This is a genomic window from Actinoplanes sp. NPDC051537, from assembly GCF_055586105.1.
On sequence record NZ_JBVJIU010000003.1, the window covers coordinates 171,616 to 191,528 of the forward strand.

Consider the following 19,913-nt stretch of genomic DNA (forward strand, 5'->3'; position numbering starts at 1 on the left):
GAGATCAGGCACAAACGCTGTACTCCAATACTGTATGGCGATACAGTCCGGTCGTGACGCGATACGGACCGATGTACGGCCCCGACTACACCTTCCTCGGCGTGCCCGCCTGCGACTGGCAGGAGCCTTCGACCTATGCGGACGCCGACGTCGTGATCGTCGGCGCGCCGTTCGACGGCGGCACCTCGCACCGGCCGGGCGCCCGGTTCGGCCCGCAGGTGATCCGGGGGACCGACTACCTGCCGCACGACGGCTCGCGGCCGCACATGTCCATGCGGGTCGACGCGCTCACGTCCGATTTGTCGGTTGTGGACGCCGGCGACCTTGAGGTCTTCTCCGGCGAGATCCAGCGGAGCTGCCAGACTATCGAGGACGCCATCGCCTTTATCTCGAAAAATGGGGCTATACCGGTGATTCTGGGTGGGGATCACACGGTGACCTGGCCCGATGTGACGGGGGTGTCGAGGCACCACGGAGCGGGCAAAGTCTCGGTGATCCATTTTGACGCGCACGCCGACACCGGCGACATCGAGTTCGGCTCGCTGTACGGCCACGGCCAGCCCATGCGCCGGCTGATCGAGTCGGGCGCGGTCCGCGGCGACCGGTTCCTCCAGGTCGGACTGCGCGGCTACTGGCCCGGGCCGGACGTGCTCGACTGGATGGCCGACCAGGGCATGAACTCGTTCCACATGAGCGAGATCGTCGACCGCGGCCTCGACGCCGTCCTCGACCGCGCGTTCGAGATCGCCCTCGACGGCTGCGAGGGCGTCTTCCTCAGCGTCGACATCGACGTCTGCGACCCCGGCCACGCCCCCGGCACCGGCACTCCCGAGCCCGGCGGCCTCACCGCCCGCCAGTTGCTCGACGCCGTCTCGCGCATCTGCCACGAGCTGCCCGTGGTCGGCATGGACATCGTCGAGGTGTCGCCGCCGTTCGACCACGCCGAGATCACCGCGATGCTCGGCAACCGGGTCGTGCTCGAGGCGCTCTCCGGCATGGCGCGGCGGCGCAAGGACGGCGACGGCCCGCGCTGGAACCGCGCGACCCCGCTACTGGAGGGGCGCGGCGCGAAGAAGGGCGAGCCGGCCTAGCGCGAGGGCGCGGCGCGAAGAAGGGCGAGCCGGCCTAGCGCGAGGGCGCGCCGCGAAGAAGGGCGAGCCGGCCTAGCGCGAGGGCGCGGCGCGAAGAAGGGCGAGCCGGCCTAGCGCGAGGGCACGCCGCGAAGAAGGACGAGCCGGCCCAGCGCGTCCGACACCAGCGACGGCGCGAACGAGGGATCGCCGAGCGCGGCCGGCAGGGCGAGCCCGTCGATCAGGGCGAGGGCCTGGCGGGCCACGTCCATCGGCGCGGCGTCGGTGCCGAAGCGGCCCGCCGCGACCCCGGCCGTGATGATCGAGGCGAGCAGCACGTGCCAGCGGGTGTAGTCGCCGAGCACCTCGGCCCGCAGCTCGGGATCGCGCAGCGCCCACCGCCACGACTCGACCCAGAGCCGCCACCCGGTGTCGCTGCCGACGGCGCCGGTCAGGTGGGTGGCGATGGCCACGATGCGGTCCCACGGGTCGGGGAGCTCGTCGAGTCGCGCGCCGACCGCGTCGAAGTCGGCCTGCGCCGCGTACCGGAAGACCGCGATGAGCATGTCCTCGCGGCTGCCGAAGTAGTACTGGAGGGTCGAGACCCCGACGCCGGTGGCGGCGGTCACGTCGGTGAAGCGGGTGGCGTCGGCGCCGCGTTCCGCGACGACCGCGCAGGCGGCGGCGAGCACGTCGGCGCGCTTGCGGGCCGCCCGACGCCCACCGGTGCGGGTCACCTCACTCACCGCGCATGTCTATCACGACGAGGGTGTACGACCATTGCCCCATGACGCCGTGGACTGATCGCCTGGCCGAGCTCGTCGCCATCCCCTCCACCGCCGACCGGCCGGCCGCGCTGCGCCGGGCCCTCGACCTGGTCGTCGACGCCGTGGGCGACGGGTTCGCGGTGCGCCGGTTCGAGTCGAACGGCAAGCCGAGCGCCCTGCTGCACGCGCCCGGCCGGACCGGCCCGTTCCCGATCGTCCTCAACGCGCATCTCGACGTGGTGCCCGCGCCGCCGGAGCAGTTCGTCCCGCGCCGGGAGGGAGATCGGCTCTACGGCCGGGGCACCCACGACATGAAGGCCGCGGCGCTGGTGATGGCCGACGTGTTCCGGTCGCGGGGGCCGGATCTGCCGATCGCGCTGCAGCTGGTCACCGACGAGGAGGTGGGCGGCGCCGACGGCACCGGGCACCAGCTCGCCGAGGGCGTCCGGGCCGGCTTCGTGGTGATCGGCGAGCAGAGCGGCCTGCGGGTGGTGACGGAGTCCAAGGGCCTCTGCCACGCCCGGCTGACCACGACCGGCCGGGCCGCGCACGCCGCCTATCCGTGGCTCGGCGACAACGCGCTGGTGACGCTCGTCGGGGCGGTCGGCCGGCTGCTCGCCCGCTACCCGGTGCCGGCCGCCGAGGCGTGGGAGACGACCGTGAACGTGGCCCGGGTCGAGACCCCGAACACCGCGTACAACCAGGTGCCGGCGTCGGCGACGGCCTGGCTCGACATCCGGTACCCGCCCGCGGACCGGGACTTCTCCGGGCGTACGACGTCGGAGATCGCCGCCCACCTGGGCGAGGTGACCGGGGTTTCCGCCGTGGTCGACGCGCTCGGCCCGCCGCACCACGCCGACCCCGGCAGCGCGGCCGTGACCGGCTTGCGGGAGGCGATCCGATCGGTCGGGTATCCCGGCGACCTGTTGCGCAAGCACGGCGCCGCGGACGGGCGGTACTACCACGCGCTCGGCATCGACGCCGTCATCTTCGGGCCCGGCGGCGACGGCCAGCACGGCCCCGACGAGTACGTCGACCTGACGACCCTGCGGCCGTACCACGATGCCCTGGTCGCGTTCCTCGACCGCCGGTGACCGGACGCCTCGGGAAAAATGGCGGAGTGCCGTCCTTGTGAGACGGACCCCGCCACCGACAGTGCGGCCGTTTACCGCGCACACCTTGCGTCGACCCCGACGCTAGGGCACCCGCCTGATGGCGATTTGCCCGCCCCCATGGATCGTGATCGCGCTCTCAAACGGCGCGTTCCTCAGACAGCGCGTTCTCAGACGGGCTCGGTCCGCAGGTTGTGGGCGCCGTCCGCGCGGGTGGCCTCGTAGTAGATGCGGTCCGCGCCGTCCGGCATCGTCACCAGGCTCAGGTAGCGCAGCCCGTACGGCGGGTGCGGGCTGCCGACCGGGTCGCCGCCCTCGGCGGTGAGCGCGCCGAACGTGCCGTCGGGCAGCCGCTTGCCGCGGGCCGTGCCGGTCCGCTCCTCCCAGTTCTCGCCGGCCGTGGCCCGCCCGTCGTACGCCACCGTGATCTCGTCCCCGTCGACCCGCACCGAGGACACCCGCACGCCGCGCGCGTCCCACTCGCCGGGGCGGCCGGCCAGCGCCGTGCCGCGCCAGGTCCAGTGCACGCCGTCGGGGCTGGTCGCGTACTCGGTGGTCATCCGGTCGGCGTCGTCCCAGCTCTCGAGCGGGTGCACGGACGCCCACAGGTGCCAGCCGGACGCGTCGTGGTGCAGCACCGGGTCCTTGACGCCGGCCGTGTCGTCGCCGGGCAGCACCGTGCGGGCCGGCGCGGTCGCGAGGCCCTCCGGCGTGGCCGCCTCGACCAGGTCGACCCGCCAGTGCTTGGTGCCGGGGGTGGCGACGCTCACGTACAGCCGCCACCGGCCGTCGGGCGTGCGCACCAGCGCCGGCCGTTCGAGGGACTCGGCGCCGAACGTCTCCTTGCTCACCTCGGCCACCGGCTCGAAGGTCACGCCGTCCCGGGAGCGGGCCACCACGTTCGCTATCCCGCGCCCCTCGCCGATCGGAAGGCGCAGCCGGTAGGCCAGGTAGACCCACCCGTCCGCGGCGATCGAGCTGGGCGCGCCGGCCCAGGCGCCCGGCTCGTCGCCCGGCGGCTCGACCACCACGACGGACTCGTCCCAGCGAGGCAGCGGCAGCGTGGTGATTCCGGTGGACAAGGCGGCTCCTTGAGTTGATGACTGAGGTGGCTAACGAAACTCAGACCGGCACGTGCCGGTCGACCGACAACCAATCGTCATAGCTCTCCCCGGTCACCTCCTGCAAGAGCGCGATGTCCGCGGCGAACAGCGGGAGCAGCGCCGCGCGCTCCGCGGGCGTGGTCACCGGCCGGTTCCCGCGCTTGCGGTGCAACACCGTGAGCAGCGGGCCGCGGGCGGCCAGCCGCAGCGGCGCCGGGAAGCGGTGACCGAAGCCGCCGCCGGCCCGCAGCAGCGCCCGCAGCAGCCGGTTGACCCCGTTGTCCTCGACCACGTGCCGGTTCACGTTCTCCTTCGGGATCGCGGTCAGCACCCCGGTGGCGACGCCGAGGAACGCGCAGACCCGGTCCAGCGTCGCGGCCGGGTCGTCCTTGAGCTCCCGGTAGCGCAGCAGCAGGACCTGCTCGCGCGGGAAGTGCCGGTAGAGGTGCTCGACCTGCCGGCCGTAGAGGCCGAGGCCGGTGTAATGCCAGAACTGCGCCCAGCCGGCGGCGACCCGGGCCGGCTCGGCCCGGCAGGCGGCCAGGAAGTCGGCCTCCGGCTCGAGACCCGCGTTCCACAGGTGCGTCCAGTTGGAGTGGGCGCGGTCGACCGGGTCGCGCAGCAGCACGACCAGCCGGGCCTGCGGAATCAGCGCCTTGATCCGGGCGTGCGCGTCCAGGTCGTGCAGGTAGAACGGCGTCGCCTCGCCGAGCACGGCGTTCGCCGGCGCGGCCGCGAACAGCGCCTCGTAGTCCTCGCGACGCCAGACGTGCTCCTGGTAGGTCTGCACGTCGCCGGGGCCGCCGTGCCGCGGCGGCGGCCCGTCGGAGAGGAAGAACTTGGGCTCCTTGACCGGCGACAGGTACAGGCCGGGATGGGGGAGGAGCGCGGCGTGCAGGGCCGTCGTCCCGGCCTTGGGCACGCCGGCGATCAGGAAGTCAGGAAGCGGCATGAGGGTCCCTCCTGTCATACACAGGAGAGTTAGCCTACAGGATTAGTAGGCTTTGGCGACCCGGCCCGTCAGGCCCTGGCGACCACCAGCCGGCGCCACCAGCTGGCGCGCCGGAAACGGGGGCAGGCCTCGGGCCCGCAGAGGGCACACTCGGTGCCGCGGCGGTGGTGCTCGTGCGCTCCGTGACCGTGGCCGCAGACGCAGGGTGTCTTCTCGTCGCTCATCGCTTCACCAACGGTAGGGATGGCGAAAAGGATACCCGCGGGGTGGGCGCGCTAACCGTCTCGCACCCCGGCGCTGACGCTGCGTGATGTCGGCATTCGCCACACCCCGCCGTCATAATTTTTCCGACATTTATTTTTTGTCGGACGTGCACCACAGAGACGCAGCGCGTCTGATTTGTCGGCCTATGCCCCGCCGCCGCCGTTTGACCCGCGCCATCCGTTACCGAACGTAACTCACGTGACGAGGGATGACGGCCGAGCCCCGAGCGAAGTCCGCAGGTGGCGCGCCCGAAGACTCCGAAGAGTCACTGGCGGTCGAAAGGCCGTTTGACGCTGCGTAATGGTCGACCTAACGTGGTCTCAGCAGCGAGCGACCGGCGGAACTCCCCCGAAATCCGCACACAAGGTCGCGTCGCCGAGCCCGGGAGGGACCGAACATGGAGCTTTCGCCCCACGCCTTCACCACGCAGCGTGACGCCCGTACGTCACCGACTGTTAGTGTTGTCATCCCGGCGCTCAACGAGGAGCGCAACCTCCCGCACGTGTTCGCCAAGCTGCCGGCGATGGTCACCGAGGTGATCCTGGTCGACGGCGGCTCGGTCGACCGCACCGTCGAGGTCGCCCGCGAACTCCGCCCCGACGTCGTCGTGGTGCAGCAGACCCGCAAGGGCAAGGGCAACGCCCTCGCCTGCGGCTTCGAGGCCTGCACCGGCGACATCATCGTCATGATCGACGCGGACGGCTCGACCGACCCGGCCGAGATCCCGCTCTTCGTGCAGCAGCTGCTCGACGGCGCCGACTTCGTCAAGGGCTCGCGCTTCTCGTCCGGCGGCGACAGCCACGACATCACCCCGCTGCGCAAGCTCGGCAACGACGGGCTCAACCTGGTGGTGAACGTGCTGTTCGGCACCCGCTTCACCGACCTCTGCTACGGCTACAACGCGTTCTGGCGCAGCGTCGTCCCGATGCTCGACCTGCCCGCCACGGCGCTCCCGCAGCCGGCCGGCGGCGGCAAGCTGTGGGGCGACGGCTTCGAGATCGAGACGCTGATCAACATCCGGGCGGCGGCCGACGGCCTCAAGGTCGGCGAGGTCGGCAGCGTCGAGCACGCCCGCATCCACGGCGAGAGCAACCTCAACACCTTCCGCGACGGCTTCCGGGTGCTGCGGACCATCTTCAGCGAGTACGGCCGGATGCGTACCCGCCGCGGGATCGGCCGCCCCGAGGGGGTCGCCGCCCACCGTCGCGTCTCGGCCGAGTCCCGGGGCTACGGCCGCCTGGCCAACCGTCCCGTCGTCCGCGAGTCGGTCGAGCAGGCGCCGGTCAACCGGGCGCGCCGGCAGAGCGCGACCGACCGCAAGCCGGTGCGTGTCGCCGTCGCCATCGAGGACTGAGAGTCAGCACGTGAATCAGACCCCCCTCCCCGCCGTCACGGTCGTCGTCGCGACCGGCCCCGGCGACCGCTGGAGCTCGCTGGTGCGGACCGTCGCGTCGGCCCGATCGCAGACCCACCGCCCGGTCGAGGTGCTCGTGGTCGTCGACCACGACACCGCGTACTACCGGCGGGTGCGGCGCGACCTCGCCGGCGTCACGGTGATGGAGAGCGACCACGCCCCGGGCCTGCCCGGCTGCCGGGACACCGGCGCGTTCCACGCGAGCACCTCGCTCATCGCGTTCCTCGGCGCCGACGTCGTCGCCGACCCCGAGTGGCTGGCCCGGCTGGTCCGGCCCTTCGACGACCCGGCGGTCGTCGGGGCGGGCGCCGGCATCAAGCCCGAGTGGCAGGAGCGGCGGCCCGGGTGGATGCCCGATGAGCTGCTCTGGACGACCGGTGGGGCGTACGACCGCCAGCGGGGAACCGCCGGCCTGATGGTCCGCCGCGCCACCTTCCGCGAGGTCGGCGGCTTCGGCCTGCGCGACGCCGAGCTGCGCACCCGGATGAGCGCCCTGGACGGCGGCCGCTGGCGGCTCGTGCCGGACGCGGTGATCCGCCACGAGGTGCCGGCCCGCGACGCCACCCTCGGCGCGTTCCTGCACCGCTGCTTCCAGGAGGGCCGCGCCGAGCGCGCCGTCCTGCGCTCGATGCCCGGCGCCGTGCTGCGCAACCTGCGCGCCGGCTACCCGCTGCGGGCGGTCGCGGTGCTGGCCGCGGCGGCCGCGGCCGGCTTCGGCGCCGTCGTCGCGTCCCGGCGCGCCGGCGAGGCCTACCCGGCCCGCCGCGCGCTCGAGTCCGTCCGATGAGCCGCCGCTTCCGCGTCCCGGTGCGGCGGCCCCCGATGCTCGCCGCGCCCGTGCTCGCCCCGAACGGCGGCGAGCTCCCGGCCGTCGTGCTCGACCTGGACCTCTCCGACCCGCTGCCCTCGGTCGCCGCGGTGCGGGCCGACGGCCGCCGGGTGCGTCGCGCCTGGGTGCTGGTGCGCCTGTTCACCGAGCCGCTCGGCGCCGCGCTGATCGACGTGCCCGACGCCGGCCTGCGCCCGGCCGAGCTCGGCGCCGCCCTCGACGCCGGCCTCGGCGGCCTGCCGCACCTGCGGCTGGGCGGCCTGCCGCTGCCGATCGACGGCTACACCCCGGCCACCGAGCCCGCCTACCTGGCCGGTCGCCGCGCCGTGCTCGCCGCCGCGCCGCCGATCACCGTGGTGGTCGGCACCCGGGAGCGCCCCGGCTCGCTCGCCCGCTGCCTCGACGCGCTGCTCGCCCAGCAGTATCCGAAGTTCCGCGTCCTGGTCGTCGACAACGCTCCGATCGGCGGCGCGACCGGCGAGGTGACCCGGGCCGCCGCCCGCCGCGGCCCGGTCGAGTACCTGCGCGAGCCGCGGGCCGGGCTGTCGTTCGCCCGCAACGCCGCGGTCCGGTCCGCGCCCGGCGAGATCCTCGCGTTCCTCGACGACGACGAGGTCCCCGACCCGCACTGGCTCGCCGAGATCGCCCGGGCCCTGGACGCCCACCCGTCGGCCGCCGTGGTGCGCGGCACCCGGATTCCCGCCTCGCTCGAGTCGGCGGCCGAGGTCGAGCGCGAACGGCCGGGCGACGCCCTCGTGGCCGGCGGCTCGCTGGCGTTCCGCCCCGGCGTGCTCGAGCGGATCGGGCTGTTCGACACCGCCCTCGGCGCCGGCATGCCGGCCCGCGGCGCGGCCGACCCCGCCGTCCTCACCCGGGTGCTGCTCGGCGGCGGCGAGATCGTGCACGCGCCGGGCGCGGTGACCCGCGGCTCGCGCGCCCGCGCCGACGGCCTCGCCGCGGCCCGGGTCAGCCTGCTGCTGGACGGCCCGGCGATGGCCTGGCGGCTGTTCCGGGCGCTGGGACCGGCCGGCTGGGGGAGGCCGGCCGGTCTCGGCTCGTACCTGAGAGGTCGCCGGATGGCCCGCGCCCAGGAGAAGGTGCTCGGCTAGCCGCTGCGCGGAACCACCACGACGGGGCGCCGGGCCCGGCGGATCAGCCGGGCCGAGACCCCGCCGAGCAGCACCCGGCGGGCCGGGCCATAGCCGCGCGAGCCGCAGAACAGCACGTCGACCTCGTCCAGCTCGGCGAGCGTGTCGACCACGTCGCCGGCGATGATCCGCCAGTCCGCGTCGCACTGCGGCACCGACGCGGCCGCCGCCTCCAGCGAGCGCTCGTACGTCTCCCGGGCCGTCTCCAGGAAGGCCCGCTCGGCGTCCTGCCCGATGAGGAACGGCAGCGACGAGTCGCCCTGCGCCACCACCGTGTAGAGCCGCAGGCGCGCCCCGGTGCGACCGGCCATCCGCGCCCCCTCGGCCAGCGCCGCCCGGCCGTCGGGCGTGTCCACGTACGCCACCCCGACGACGCCGAGCGCACCCGGCGGCGCGCCCAGCTCGGCCGGCGCCACCGCGACCGGGCAGACGCTGCCGGCCAGCAGCCGTTCGGCGGTGCTGCCCGGATAGAGCCGCTCACGCGGCGCGTCGTGGCCCGACCCGACCACGATCAGTGACGCGCCGGTCTCCTCGGCCAGGTCGTGCAGGCCGTGCGCGGCCGACGAGGACGCCACCGAGCGGTACTCGGCGTCCGCGCCCTCGAGGGCCTTGCGCGCCTCGTCGAGCACCCGCTCGGCGGCCCGGTGCCGGTCGGCCACCCATTCGGCGTCGACCCGCCCCGAGCCGAGCGCGGCCGGCGCCGGATGCACGACGGCGACGACCAGCCGCACGCCGAGCGTCTCGGCCGCCCACCGGCCCAGCGCGAGCGCGCCCGCGCCGGGCGCACCCGCGATCACCGGCCCGGCGACGGCGCCGGTCACGGCTCGTCGCCCTCGGACGGGCCGGGCTCCCGCGCCCAGCCGGGCTTGGCGGTCGCGTCGGTGCGCAACCGGGAGTTGCGGTAGCCGTAGAACGCGTAGATCAGCAGGCCGATCGCCAGCCAGACCACGAACCGCACCCAGGTCTCCCAGGGCAGGTCGGACATCAGGTAGACGGCGAACGCCACGCCGATCAGCGGCAGCACCGGCGACCACGGCACCCGGTACGGCCGCGGCATCTCCGGCCGGGTCCGGCGCAGGATGATCACACCGATGTTGACCAGCACGAACGCGAACAGCGTGCCGATGTTGACGAGCTCCACGATGGTGCCGAGCGGGACCAGCGCGGCGAGGATCGAGATCAGCACGCCGAGGCCGAGCGTGAGCATCGCCGGGGTGCCGTACCGCTGGTTGACCGTGGCCAGCTTCTGCGGCATCAGGCCGTCCCGGCACATGGCGAAGAAGATGCGGGTCTGGCCGTAGAAGATGACCAGCACCACGCTGGTGATGGCGACGACCGCGCCGAGCGCCAGGATGCCCGCCGCCCAGCTGATGCCGGCGCCCTGGTCGAGCGCGGCCGCCAGTGGGGCGTCGCTGTCCTTCATCTGGTCGGGGGAGGCGATGCCGAGCGCGCCGACGGCGGTGAGCACGTAGAACACGGTGCAGATCAGCAGCGAGCCGATGATCGCCCAGGGGAGGTCGTGCTCCGGCTTGCGCGCCTCCTCGCTGCCGGTGGAGACCGCGTCGAATCCGATGTACGCGAAGAAGATGATCGCCGCGGCGCTGGTCACCCCGTCCACGCCGGCCGGGGCGAACGGCTTGAAGTTGTGGGTGCTGAAGTTGGCGAACGCCACCACGATGAAGAACATCAGCACGACCAGCTTGATGCCGACCATGATCAGGTTGACCCGGGCGCTCTCGGAGACACCCCGGATCAGCAGGAACGCGATGGCCATCACGACGAAGACGGCGGGCAGGTTGAACACGCCGCCCTCGGACGGGGATTTGGAGATCGCGTCGGGCAGCGTGAAGCCGAACGCGGCGTCGAAGAACGCGTTGAGGTTGCCGCCCCAGCCGACCGCGATGCCGGCGACGGAAACCCCGTACTCGAGGATGAGGTCCCACCCGATGATCCACGCGACGATCTCGCCGAGCGTGGCGTACGTGTACGTGTACGCGCTGCCGGAGACCGGGATCGACGACGCCAGCTCCGCGTAGGACAGCGCCGAGAACACGCAGGCCACCGCCGCCAGCACGAACGAGAGGATGACTGCCGGACCGGCGATGCCGGCCCCCTTGCCGATAACCACGAAGATGCCGGTGCCGATGATGGCGCCCACGCCCATCGCGGTCAGCTGGGTTGCGCCGACCGCCTTCTTGAGCCCGTGCCCCTCTTCGGCCGTCTCACTGATCAGCGACCGCACATCGCGGATCGCGAAGACTCCCGGCCGGCCCGATGTCGTTGCCACAGCCCACCCACCCTTCGGTCGGATTGGTGACTACCGATCTCACCTTGTGCCTGATGTGTGACGGTCCGCAAGTCGAGAGTGGTACGCCTGCGCGGCTCGCGGCCCGCGTTGTACCGTTCAGCCATGGGCGAGGCGGTGATGACGACACGTCGGCAGGCCGACGGCGCCATCGTCGTGGACGTGCGCGGCAGCCTCGACACCGCCACCGTGGACGCGCTGCGCCAGTCCCTGCTCGGCACCCTCCAGCGGGAGCGCCCGGCACTGCTCACGGTCGACCTGACCTACGTCGTCTTCATGGACTCGATGGGCATCGGCGCCCTGGTCAGCGGCCACAACGCGGCCCGCGAGGTGGGGTGCCGGTTCGTGCTGCGCAACCCCAGCGAGTTCGTGCACCGGCAGCTGCGGGTGACCGGCCTGGCCGAGATGTTCGGGCTGCCGCCGTCGACCTCGCCGCAGACTTTCACGCCCTGAGCCGCACTGCTTTCACTCCCTGAGCCGCACTGCTTTCACTCCCTGAGCCGCACTGGGCGCTCCGGGCGGCTAATGTGCGGTCATGGAGCGGGTGGCGGCCGGCGGCGAGTGGCGTGACCTCCCGGTGGCCGCTCCCGACATGGCGGGGCGCATCTGGTCGCCGGCCGGGGCCGGCGAGCGGGCGATGGTGGTCCACGACGGTCCCGAGTACGTCCGCCGCGCCCACCTCCAGCGCTGGGTGGCGGAGGCGATCGGGGCCGGTGCGGTGCCACCGTTCCACCTCGTGCTGGTCGAGGCCGCGGACCGCAACGAGGCGTATTCGGCCTCCGCGGCGTACGCCCGGCATCTGACCGGAAAGCTCCTGCCCGCCCTCGGCCTCGCCACCCCGGTGATCGGCGCCGGCGCCAGCCTCGGCGCCCTCGCCATGCTGCACGCCCAGCGCCGCGCCCCGGAGCTGTTCGCCGGGCTGTTCCTGCAGTCCGGCAGCTTCTTCCAGCACCGCTACGACAAGCAGGAGTCCGGCTTCGCCCGCTACCGGCGGATCCTCCGCTTCGTCTCCCAGGTGCGGCGGTCGTCGCGGGGTCCCGCGGTGCCGGCCGCGGTCACCTGCGGGGCCGACGAGGAGAACCTCGCCAACAACCGCGACATGGCCAAGGCGCTCGGCGAGCAGGGGTACGAGGTGACGTTTGCCGAGGTCCCCGGCGGGCACGACTGGAACGCCTGGCACCACGCCTTCGATCCCCACCTCACCGCCCTGCTGCGGCGGATCTGGTCCTGACCCCTCACACCCCCTCGGAGGACGACGTGGCCGACGTCGAGCACACCATCGGACTGTTGCTGGGCACCGAGGACGACTGGCCGCGGGCCTACGAGTCGCTGCTGCGGCGGCTCGGCGTGGTCACCGGCGCCGACGGGCGGACACACCGGACCCAGTCGGTGCGGGTCACCATCGAGCCGTTCAACCTGCGCTCCAAGCCGAGGCACGACCTGGTCATCGACCGGCTCGCCTACTGGTACTACCACCCGCGCGAGTGGCTCAAGAAGATCGCGCTGATGGACGACGTGTACCTGCTGAACAGCCCGTTCACGTTCCAGTCGATGGAGAAGCACGCGGCCTACTGCGCGATGATGCGGCTCGGGCTCAAGGTGCCGGAGACGGTGCTGGTGCCGTACAAGAACCCCTTGGACAATTCGCGGTACGCGTACACCGCCGCCCGCTACAACCAGGCCTTCGACCTCGACAAGACCGCCGAGCAGGTCGGCTACCCGATGTTCATGAAGCCCTACGACGGCGGGGCCTGGGTCGGCGTCTCCAAGATCCGCAACCCCGACGAGCTGCACGCCGCCTACGACGCGTCCGGCGAGCGGCTCATGCACCTGCAGTCGGCGGTGGAGAACTACGACGTCTTCGCCCGCTCGCTGACCATCGGCCCCGAGACGATGGTGATGAAGTTCCGCCCCGAGCAGCCGATGCACTCCCGCTACGAGGTCGACCACGGGTTCCTGTCGGCCGACGTCGGCCAGGAGGTGGTCACGATCTCCCGGCTGGTCAACGCGTTCTTCCGGTGGGAGTTCAACTCCTGCGAGTCGCTCGTGCGCGGCACCGACGTGTACCCGATCGACTACGCCAACGCCTGCCCCGACGTGGCGATCACCTCGCTGCATTACTACTTCCCGTGGGCGATGGCCGCGCTGGTGCGCTGGACCGTCTACTGCGTGGTGACCGGGCGGCGCCCGCGCCTCGACACCGACACCTCCCGCTATTTCGCGATCGGGGACGACACCTCGCTCTCGTACGACGAGAAGCTCATCGAGTACCGCAGGCTCGCCGACGAGTACTTCGAGACCGACCGTTACCGCGACTTCTGCGACACCCACCTCTCGCACGTCAACGAGATCGTCTACGACTGGGTTGCCTCCGACGAGTTCCGCTCCCTGCTGCGCGAGACCGTCCGCGCCACGTACCCGGTCCACGAGCACGAGAAGTTCCTGGGCCACTTCGGCGGCCTGGTCGACGCCTGGGTCCGCGACAACGCCTAGGCGGGTTTCTGTCGTACCCGCGGCCTAGAGTCGGTCGGGTGCGGATGAGGATCGAGGGGCGGGAGCTGCCGGGTCGCGGGAGCGGCGCGGCAGCCGACGAGCTGCGCCTGCGGAACGTGCACGTGGGCATGCAGCGCAAGGCCGAGGTGGTCTCGCTCTTCTCCGCGGCGGCCGAGTCGGCGACCTGGGAGCTCGACGTGACCGTGCGCGAGGTCGACGGGCTGCTCGACGTCGGCGGCCCCTGGGTGCACGGCCGGCCGGGCGCCCGGTTCCTCTACCTGAGCTGGGGCAACGTCTCCCCGTCCGGGTTCGAGATGTTCCGGCGGGCCAAGCTTCTGTTCGGCGACATCCCGACCGCCGTGCTGCGGGCCGCGTTCGAGGGTGGCGGCGTGCTGGTCGGCGAGCTCGGGCTGACCGACGAGTTCGGCGACCCGAAATGCGCGCGGGTGCGGCCGCCCGACATCGTCTGGGCGCTGCGATGACCGATCTGGTTCTCGGCACCCGGGTGCTGCACGGGTTCGTCGGGCCGGCGGGGGAGCTGTGCCTGTGGGGCGAGTCCGCCGATCGGGCGGCGTTCGCGGTGCCGGCCCCGGCGCTGCCGGACGGGGACGCGTTCACCGCCTCGCTCGTGCTGCCCTCGACCGGCGCGGGCCCGCTGCCGTCGCCGCAGCTCGGGCTGCCGCCGCGGCGGGGACGGCCGCGGCCGCGGAGCTGGGCGGTGCCGGCCGTGGTGGTGCCGTTCGCCGACGACGACCTGGTCGAGGAGTTCGACGGGCGGGTCGGGCACACCGCGCGGTGGCTGGTCGAGCTGTGCGCGTTCGCCGCCGACCTCGTGCGGCGCGGGCGGGTCCTGCCGTCCGTGCTGCCGTCCGGTCCCGTCGCGCGGTGGCGGCCGGTGCTCACCGGGTTCGACGCGCTCGGCCACGACGATCTGCTGCGCCGCATGCCGGGCGCCTGCCGGGCCGCGACCGGCGCGCTGCCCGCCGTCGACGTGCTGGCCACCGCGCTCGGCCGGCTCGTCGACGGGCTGGTGCGCACCCGCCTCGCCGAGGCCGGCGTCGAGATCGGCGACGGGTGGCTGGCCGCGCTGACCGGGGAGCCGGGCGCCCCCGCCGACGGCCGGTGGCCGGGCGGGACGGCGCTGACCGGGACGTCCTCGAGCGGCCGGTGGCCGGGCAGCCGGTGGCCGGGCGGCCGGGCGTTCACGGCCGCGCCGGCGCTCGCCGACGAGCTGGCCGAGCGGCTCGACGGCTGGCACGCGAGCGCCGCCTCGGGTGCGGCCGTGCGGCTCTGCTTCCGGCTCGGCCACCTGCACGAGATCGGCCCCGAGCCGGATGCGACCGACCCCCGGGCCGACGGCGGCGACCGCGACGCGTGGCTGCTCGAGTTCCTGCTTCAGGCCGTCGACGAGCCGAGCGCGCTGGTCACCGCGGCCGACATCTGGCGCGACGAGTACGCGCCGCTGCGCCGCTGGACCCGGCACCCGCAGGAGCGGCTGCTCGGCGGCCTCGGCCGGGCCGCCCGGCTCTACCCCGAGCTCGACGCCGCGCTGCGGGTTCCCCGGCCGGTCGACATGGTGCTCGACACGGCCGAGGCGCACCGGTTCCTCACCCAGGCCGCCGTGCTCGAGGAGGCCGGCTACGGCGTGCTGCTGCCCCGCTGGTGGCGCGAGCGGCAGAGCCTCGGCCTCGCGCTGGAGCTGCGCGGCCGCGACCCGGTCACGCCCGTGCTCCGCGACCAGGCGGCCGACCTCGCCCACCTGGTCGACTACCAGTGGGGGCTGGCGCTGGGCGGGCGGTCGCTGACCGAGTCCGAGCTGACCGACCTGGCCCGCGCGCAGGTGCCGCTGGTCAAGATGCGCGGCCGCTGGGTCTCGCTCGACCCCGAGCACCTCGCGGCCGGCCTGCGGTTCCTCGAGCGTGGCGGCGGCTCGATGACCGCCGGGCACGCGCTGCGCATGATCAAGCTGCTGCCGCCCGAGGAGCTGCCGCTGCCGGTCACGTCGGTCGGCGGCAAGGGCTGGCTCGCCGACCTGCTCTCCGGCGAGCTGGAGCAGCGGCTCGAGCTGCTCGAACCGCCACCCGATCTGGCGGGGGAGCTCCGGCCGTACCAAATCCGTGGTTTCAGTTGGCTGGCTTTCATGGACGCCCTCGACCTGGGCGCCTGCCTGGCCGACGACATGGGCCTCGGGAAGACGGTGCAGCTCCTCGCGCTGCTGCTGCACCGGCGGGCGGGGCCGGCCCTGCTGATCTGCCCGCTCTCGATTCTGGGCAACTGGCAGCGGGAGGCGGCCCGGTTCGCGCCCTCGCTGACGGTCAAGGTGCTGCACGGCGCCGAGCGTCCGTCGGCCGCCTCGCTGACCGGCGCCGACATCGTGCTCACCACCTACGCCACCGCGACCCGCGACGTCGACGACCTCGCCGCGATCTCCTGGGATCGGGTGGTGCTCGACGAGGCGCAACACGTGAAGAACGCGGGCAGCGCGGTGGCCAAGGCCGTCCGGCGCCTCCCGGCCCGCATGCGGATTGCCCTGACCGGTACGCCGGTGGAGAACCGCCTCGCCGAGTTGTGGTCGATTCTGGACTTCCTCAACCCCGGCGTGCTCGCCTCGGCGCACACGTTCCGGGCCCGGTTCGCCGTGCCGATCGAGCGCTACGGCGACGAGGAGGCGGCCTCCCGGCTGCGGCACGCCACCCGGCCGTTCCTGCTGCGCCGGGTCAAGGCCGACCCGGCCGTCATCGACGACCTGCCCGACAAGCGCGGCCTGCGGCACCTGTGCGGGCTCACCACCGAGCAGGCCACGCTGTACCGGGCCGTGCTCGAGGAGATGACCAACCACCTGGCCGAGAGCAGCCACAAGTGGAACAAGGGCATCGTGCTCGCGGCCATGACCAAGCTCAAACAGGCCTGCGTGCATCCCGCGCTGCTGCTCGGCGACGGCTCGCCGCTGGCCGGCCGCTCGGGCAAGCTCGAGCGCCTCGAGGAGATCGTGGACGGCGCGCTGGCCGAGGGGGAGAGCGCGCTGGTGTTCACCCAGTTCGCCAAGTTCGGCGCGATGCTGACGCCGCACCTGGCCGCCCGGTTCGGGGCGCCGGTGCGCTACCTGCACGGCGGCACCTCGCGCGCCGACCGTGACTCGCTGGTCGCGCAGTTCCAGAGCGACGAGCGGCCCGGCATCTTCGTGCTCTCGCTCAAGGCCGGCGGGACGGGGCTCAACCTCACCGCGGCCAACCACGTCGTGCACGTCGACCGCTGGTGGAACCCGGCGACCGAGGCGCAGGCCACCGACCGCGCGTTCCGCATCGGACAGCGGCGCGACGTGCTGGTGCACACGCTGGTCTGCCTCGGCACCCTCGAGGAGCGGATCGACCGGCTGCTCGTCGACAAGGGCGTGCTGGCCGAACGGGTCGTGGGGAACGGCGAGGGCTGGCTGACCGCGCTGGACACGGACTCGTTGCGCGAGCTCGTCCGGCTGGCACCGGAGGCGATCGTTGACTGACTCACTCTCCCTGGAGTTCCTCGGCACGTTCGAGTCGCTGCGGATGGGACCGACCTTCGCCCGCGGCCGGCGCGACGAGCGGGCCGGGCACGTGCGGCAGCTGACCATCTCGGGCAGCCTCGTGGTGGCGCTGGTGCGCGGGCCGGACGACCCGGTGGCGTTCCGGGCGCGGATCGCGCTGCGGTCGTTCGGCGCGTCCGAGTGGGCGCGCGTCGAGCAGGACATGGTGGCCGAGGCACGGTACGCGGCGGACCTGCTCGCGGGCCGGATGCCGGCCGGGATCACGTCGCTGTTCGCCGCGGCCGGGCTGAGCCTGGTGCCGCTGTCGCTCGACGAGGTCGCGATGGACTGCAGCTGCGAGCGGTGGCCGATGCCGTGCGTGCACCTCGCGGCGGCCTGTTACGCGCTGGCCCGCTCGTTCACCGAGGACCCCTTCGGGGTGTTCACCTGGCGCGGACGACCTCGGGACGAGCTGCTCCTCCACCTGCGCGATCTGCGCGCGTCGCGGGTCCCGGAACCGATTCCCCCCGCGCCGGATGTTTCCGACTTGCCCGATCTGGATAAGGAATCCGAGGACCCCGCGGCCTTCTGGGGCGGTGATCCTGCCGTCCTGCCGTCCGCGGTTTCCCGCCCGGGCGCCGTGACCAGGCCGGACGCGCTGCTCGATCAGCTCGATCCGCCCCTGCTGTCCCACGAGGGCCGCCCGATTGTCGACGTGCTGCGTCCCGCGTACCTGGCCCTGCCGGAAAGCTAGGCGAGTCTGTTCTTCCACGATCGGAGTACACGGAGCGGAACCGTCTGGTAACAGTCCGTGCACATGTTCTCCTTGTCAAGGCATAACTTTTTGTCAAGAGAAGGTGTGACATGAACCGATTTACCCGGATTCTGATGATCACTGGCCTCGGGCTGGTGACGGGTGCCACGATCGGTGCCGGTCCGGCGCTCGCCGCGACGAGCGCCGACCAGGGAAAGGCGCAGACGTCGACAACCGCCACCGCGCAGCGGCCGGGTGACCGCGTCGTCGGTTCCTTCCCGAGCTGGCGCAGCTGCGACCGCGCGGGCGAGTGGGGTCAGGACCGCGGCTGGTGGGACGACTACGACTGCTACCGCCTCGGCTTCGGCCGCTACGCGCTGGTCGTCGACTACGACGACTGGAACGGGTGGCCGGGCGGCTGGGGTCACCACTCGGTCGGCCAGTGGTGGCCGGGCAACGGTGGCTTCCACGGCCACGGCGGCATCTTCGGCCACGGCCACGGCGGCATGGGCCACGACAACGGCGACCACGGCGACCACGGCGACCATGGCGACCACGGTGACCACGGTGACCACGGTGACCACGGTGACCACGGCGATCACGGCGATCACGGCGATCACGGTGACCACGGTGACCACGGTGACCACGGCGACCACGGCGACCACGGCGACCACGGCGACCACGGACACGACCACTGACGTCCGTCAATCGCGCGAGCCACATCCCATCCGGGGGTGTGGCTCGTTTCGTCGTATCACCAGTCGACCGGGGCGTAGTCCTTGAGGAAGCAGCCGTACACGTCCTCGCCCCGCTCGCCGCGGACGATCGGGTCGTAGACGCGGGCCGCTCCGTCGACCAGGTCGAGCGGCGCGTGGAAGCCCTCGTCGGCCAGCCGCATCTTGGTCGGGTGCGGCCGCTCGTCGGTGATCCATCCGGTGTCGACGCTGGTCATCAGGATGCCGTCGGCGAACATGTCGACCGCGCTGGTGCGGGTCAGCATGTTCAGCGAGGCCTTGGCCATGTTGGTGTGCGGGTGGCCGGCGCCCTTGTAGCCGCGGGCGAAGATGCCTTCCATGGCCGAGACGTTCACGACGTACCGGCGCGGGAACTTTGATTTCCTCATCGCCCCGCGCAACCGGCTGACCAGGACGAACGGCGCCGTCACGTTGCAGAGCTGCACCTCGAGCAGCTCGAGCGGGTCGACCTCGTGCACCCGGTCGCTCCAGCTGTTGGTCGGCGTCACGTCGGGAACCAGGCCGCCGGCGTCGATCTCGACCGAGCGTGCGGTCAGCGCCATCTCGGTGATCTGCTGCGGGGTGAGCGCCGGGCCGCCGGTCGTGAGCACGGCCGCGGGCGAGGCGCCGGCGGTGCCGAAGAACTCCAGCTCGGGCAGCGGGCCGTCGGGGAGCGGCTCCTTTTCGGCGGCGGCAATGGCGGAATAGGCTCCGGGCGTACGCCGTACCGTCTGCGCCGCGTTGTTGATCAAGATATCCAGCGGCCCGCGGGCCGCCACCGAGTCGGCGAGGCCGACCACCTGGGCCGGGTCGCGCAGGTCGAGCCCGACCACCCGCAGCCGGTGCAGCCAGTCCCCGCTGTCGGGCATCGCCGCGTACCGGCGGACCGCGTCGTGCGGGAAGCGCGTGGTGACGGTGAGGTCGGCGCCGTCCCGCAGCAGCCGCAGCGCGATGTACATGCCGATCTTCGCGCGCCCGCCGGTGAGCAGCGCGCGGCGGCCGGTCAGGTCGGTCCGGGCCTCGCGCTTGGCGTGGTTGAGCGCCGCGCAGCCGGGGCAGAGCTGGTGATAGAACGCGTCGACCAGGGTGTAGCGCTGCTTGCAGACGTAGCAGCCGCGGGCCTGGCGCAGCACGCCGGCCGTGCCCCCGACGATCGTCGTGCGCAGCGGGATGCCCGCCGTCTCGTCGTCGATGCGGCCCGGCGCGCCGGTGGCGGTGGCCTCGGTGACCTCGCGGTCGGCCGACAGGATCGCGTCCCGCCGCTCGCGGCGGCGCTGGAGCTTGACCGTCTTGAACAGGCCCGCGGTCGCGCGCCGGAGGGCGACCGCGTCGGGGTGCTCGGGCGGCAGCTTCTCGGCCTCGGCCAGCACGGACAGGCAGATCGCCAGCCGCTCGGGGTCGATCCCCATGGTGTCGGCGTCGCCCGCCATCTCCGCTTGTCTCCCTAGCTCGTCCCGCCGCTGTCCCGA

General features: G+C 73.0%; 18 protein-coding genes. 12 read left to right on the forward strand and 6 right to left on the reverse strand.

From position 1 onward, the window contains the following. The first annotated feature begins 53 nt into the window (after nt 1-53). Entirely contained in the window at nt 54-1,091 is a 1,038-nt protein-coding gene (gene speB, locus ACZ6TB_RS07715) for an agmatinase (protein WP_465551770.1), read from the forward strand. 110 nt (nt 1,092-1,201) lie between these two features. Here the strand turns inward: speB and ACZ6TB_RS07720 are convergent, their stop codons facing one another. Continuing rightward, nucleotides 1,202-1,816, reverse strand: a complete 615-nt coding sequence (locus tag ACZ6TB_RS07720; protein WP_465551772.1) for a TetR/AcrR family transcriptional regulator — start codon at nt 1,814-1,816, stop codon at nt 1,202-1,204. 41 nt (nt 1,817-1,857) lie between these two features. On the opposite strand from ACZ6TB_RS07720, the gene ACZ6TB_RS07725 reads away from it, so the two are divergent. Then, on the forward strand, nt 1,858-2,931 hold the full coding sequence (locus tag ACZ6TB_RS07725; protein ID WP_465551774.1) for a M20 family metallopeptidase: 1,074 nt from the start codon (nt 1,858-1,860) through the stop codon (nt 2,929-2,931). A gap of 188 nt (nt 2,932-3,119) precedes the next feature. Here ACZ6TB_RS07725 and ACZ6TB_RS07730 read toward each other — a convergent pair whose 3' ends face one another. Next, nucleotides 3,120-4,031 (reverse strand): glycoside hydrolase family protein, encoded by a 912-nt coding sequence (locus ACZ6TB_RS07730; RefSeq protein WP_465551776.1) that lies wholly within the window; start codon nt 4,029-4,031, stop codon nt 3,120-3,122. Nucleotides 4,032-4,071: 40 nt separating this feature from the next. Then, nucleotides 4,072-5,004 (reverse strand): sulfotransferase family protein, encoded by a 933-nt coding sequence (locus ACZ6TB_RS07735; protein ID WP_465551778.1) that lies wholly within the window; start codon nt 5,002-5,004, stop codon nt 4,072-4,074. A 661-nt stretch (nt 5,005-5,665) separates the two neighbouring features. On the opposite strand from ACZ6TB_RS07735, the gene ACZ6TB_RS07740 reads away from it, so the two are divergent. The 3 genes from ACZ6TB_RS07740 to ACZ6TB_RS07750 are packed head-to-tail and all read left to right on the forward strand — an operon-like array spanning nt 5,666 to nt 8,620. Then, entirely contained in the window at nt 5,666-6,622 is a 957-nt protein-coding gene (locus tag ACZ6TB_RS07740) for a glycosyltransferase family 2 protein (RefSeq protein WP_465551780.1), read from the forward strand. Between the two features lie 10 nt (nt 6,623-6,632). Then, nucleotides 6,633-7,469, forward strand: coding sequence for a glycosyltransferase family 2 protein (locus tag ACZ6TB_RS07745; RefSeq protein ID WP_465551782.1), 837 nt, complete (start codon nt 6,633-6,635; stop codon nt 7,467-7,469). Then, on the forward strand, nt 7,466-8,620 hold the full coding sequence (locus tag ACZ6TB_RS07750) for a glycosyltransferase family 2 protein (protein WP_465551784.1): 1,155 nt from the start codon (nt 7,466-7,468) through the stop codon (nt 8,618-8,620). The genes ACZ6TB_RS07745 and ACZ6TB_RS07750 overlap by 4 nt, the downstream gene beginning before the upstream one ends. Here the strand turns inward: ACZ6TB_RS07750 and ACZ6TB_RS07755 are convergent. After that, nucleotides 8,617-9,480: a universal stress protein gene (locus ACZ6TB_RS07755; protein WP_465551786.1), complete on the reverse strand. Its 864-nt coding sequence runs from the start codon at nt 9,478-9,480 to the stop codon at nt 8,617-8,619. The genes ACZ6TB_RS07750 and ACZ6TB_RS07755 overlap by 4 nt on opposite strands. Beyond that, nucleotides 9,477-10,946: an amino acid permease gene (locus ACZ6TB_RS07760; RefSeq protein ID WP_465551788.1), complete on the reverse strand. Its 1,470-nt coding sequence runs from the start codon at nt 10,944-10,946 to the stop codon at nt 9,477-9,479. The genes ACZ6TB_RS07755 and ACZ6TB_RS07760 overlap by 4 nt, the downstream gene beginning before the upstream one ends. A 123-nt stretch (nt 10,947-11,069) precedes the next feature. On the opposite strand from ACZ6TB_RS07760, the gene ACZ6TB_RS07765 reads away from it, so the two are divergent. From ACZ6TB_RS07765 to ACZ6TB_RS07795, 7 genes are all read left to right on the forward strand, one after another. Then, entirely contained in the window at nt 11,070-11,417 is a 348-nt protein-coding gene (locus tag ACZ6TB_RS07765; RefSeq protein ID WP_465551790.1) for an STAS domain-containing protein, read from the forward strand. An 82-nt stretch (nt 11,418-11,499) separates the two neighbouring features. Further along, nucleotides 11,500-12,195: an alpha/beta hydrolase gene (locus ACZ6TB_RS07770; RefSeq protein WP_465551792.1), complete on the forward strand. Its 696-nt coding sequence runs from the start codon at nt 11,500-11,502 to the stop codon at nt 12,193-12,195. 26 nt (nt 12,196-12,221) lie between these two features. Continuing rightward, nucleotides 12,222-13,457 carry an ATP-grasp domain-containing protein gene (locus ACZ6TB_RS07775; protein WP_465551794.1) on the forward strand — a complete coding sequence of 412 codons (1,236 nt, stop codon included), beginning with the start codon at nt 12,222-12,224 and terminating at the stop codon, nt 13,455-13,457. A gap of 44 nt (nt 13,458-13,501) precedes the next feature. Further along, nucleotides 13,502-13,939, forward strand: a complete 438-nt coding sequence (locus ACZ6TB_RS07780; RefSeq protein ID WP_465552525.1) for a DUF5990 family protein — start codon at nt 13,502-13,504, stop codon at nt 13,937-13,939. Then, nucleotides 13,936-16,956 (forward strand): DEAD/DEAH box helicase, encoded by a 3,021-nt coding sequence (locus ACZ6TB_RS07785; protein ID WP_465551796.1) that lies wholly within the window; start codon nt 13,936-13,938, stop codon nt 16,954-16,956. Before ACZ6TB_RS07780 ends, ACZ6TB_RS07785 begins: the two co-directional genes overlap by 4 nt. Next, on the forward strand, nt 16,949-17,710 hold the full coding sequence (locus tag ACZ6TB_RS07790) for an SWIM zinc finger family protein (protein WP_465551798.1): 762 nt from the start codon (nt 16,949-16,951) through the stop codon (nt 17,708-17,710). The genes ACZ6TB_RS07785 and ACZ6TB_RS07790 overlap by 8 nt, the downstream gene beginning before the upstream one ends. A gap of 110 nt (nt 17,711-17,820) precedes the next feature. After that, nucleotides 17,821-18,408, forward strand: a complete 588-nt coding sequence (locus tag ACZ6TB_RS07795; RefSeq protein ID WP_465551800.1) for a hypothetical protein — start codon at nt 17,821-17,823, stop codon at nt 18,406-18,408. Between the two features lie 56 nt (nt 18,409-18,464). Here the strand turns inward: ACZ6TB_RS07795 and ACZ6TB_RS07800 are convergent, their stop codons facing one another. Next, the gene (locus tag ACZ6TB_RS07800) at nt 18,465-19,874 is read right to left on the reverse strand and encodes an SDR family NAD(P)-dependent oxidoreductase (protein ID WP_465551802.1); all 1,410 of its coding nucleotides are present in this window, start codon (nt 19,872-19,874) and stop codon (nt 18,465-18,467) included. Between the last annotated feature and the right edge of the window lie 39 nt (nt 19,875-19,913).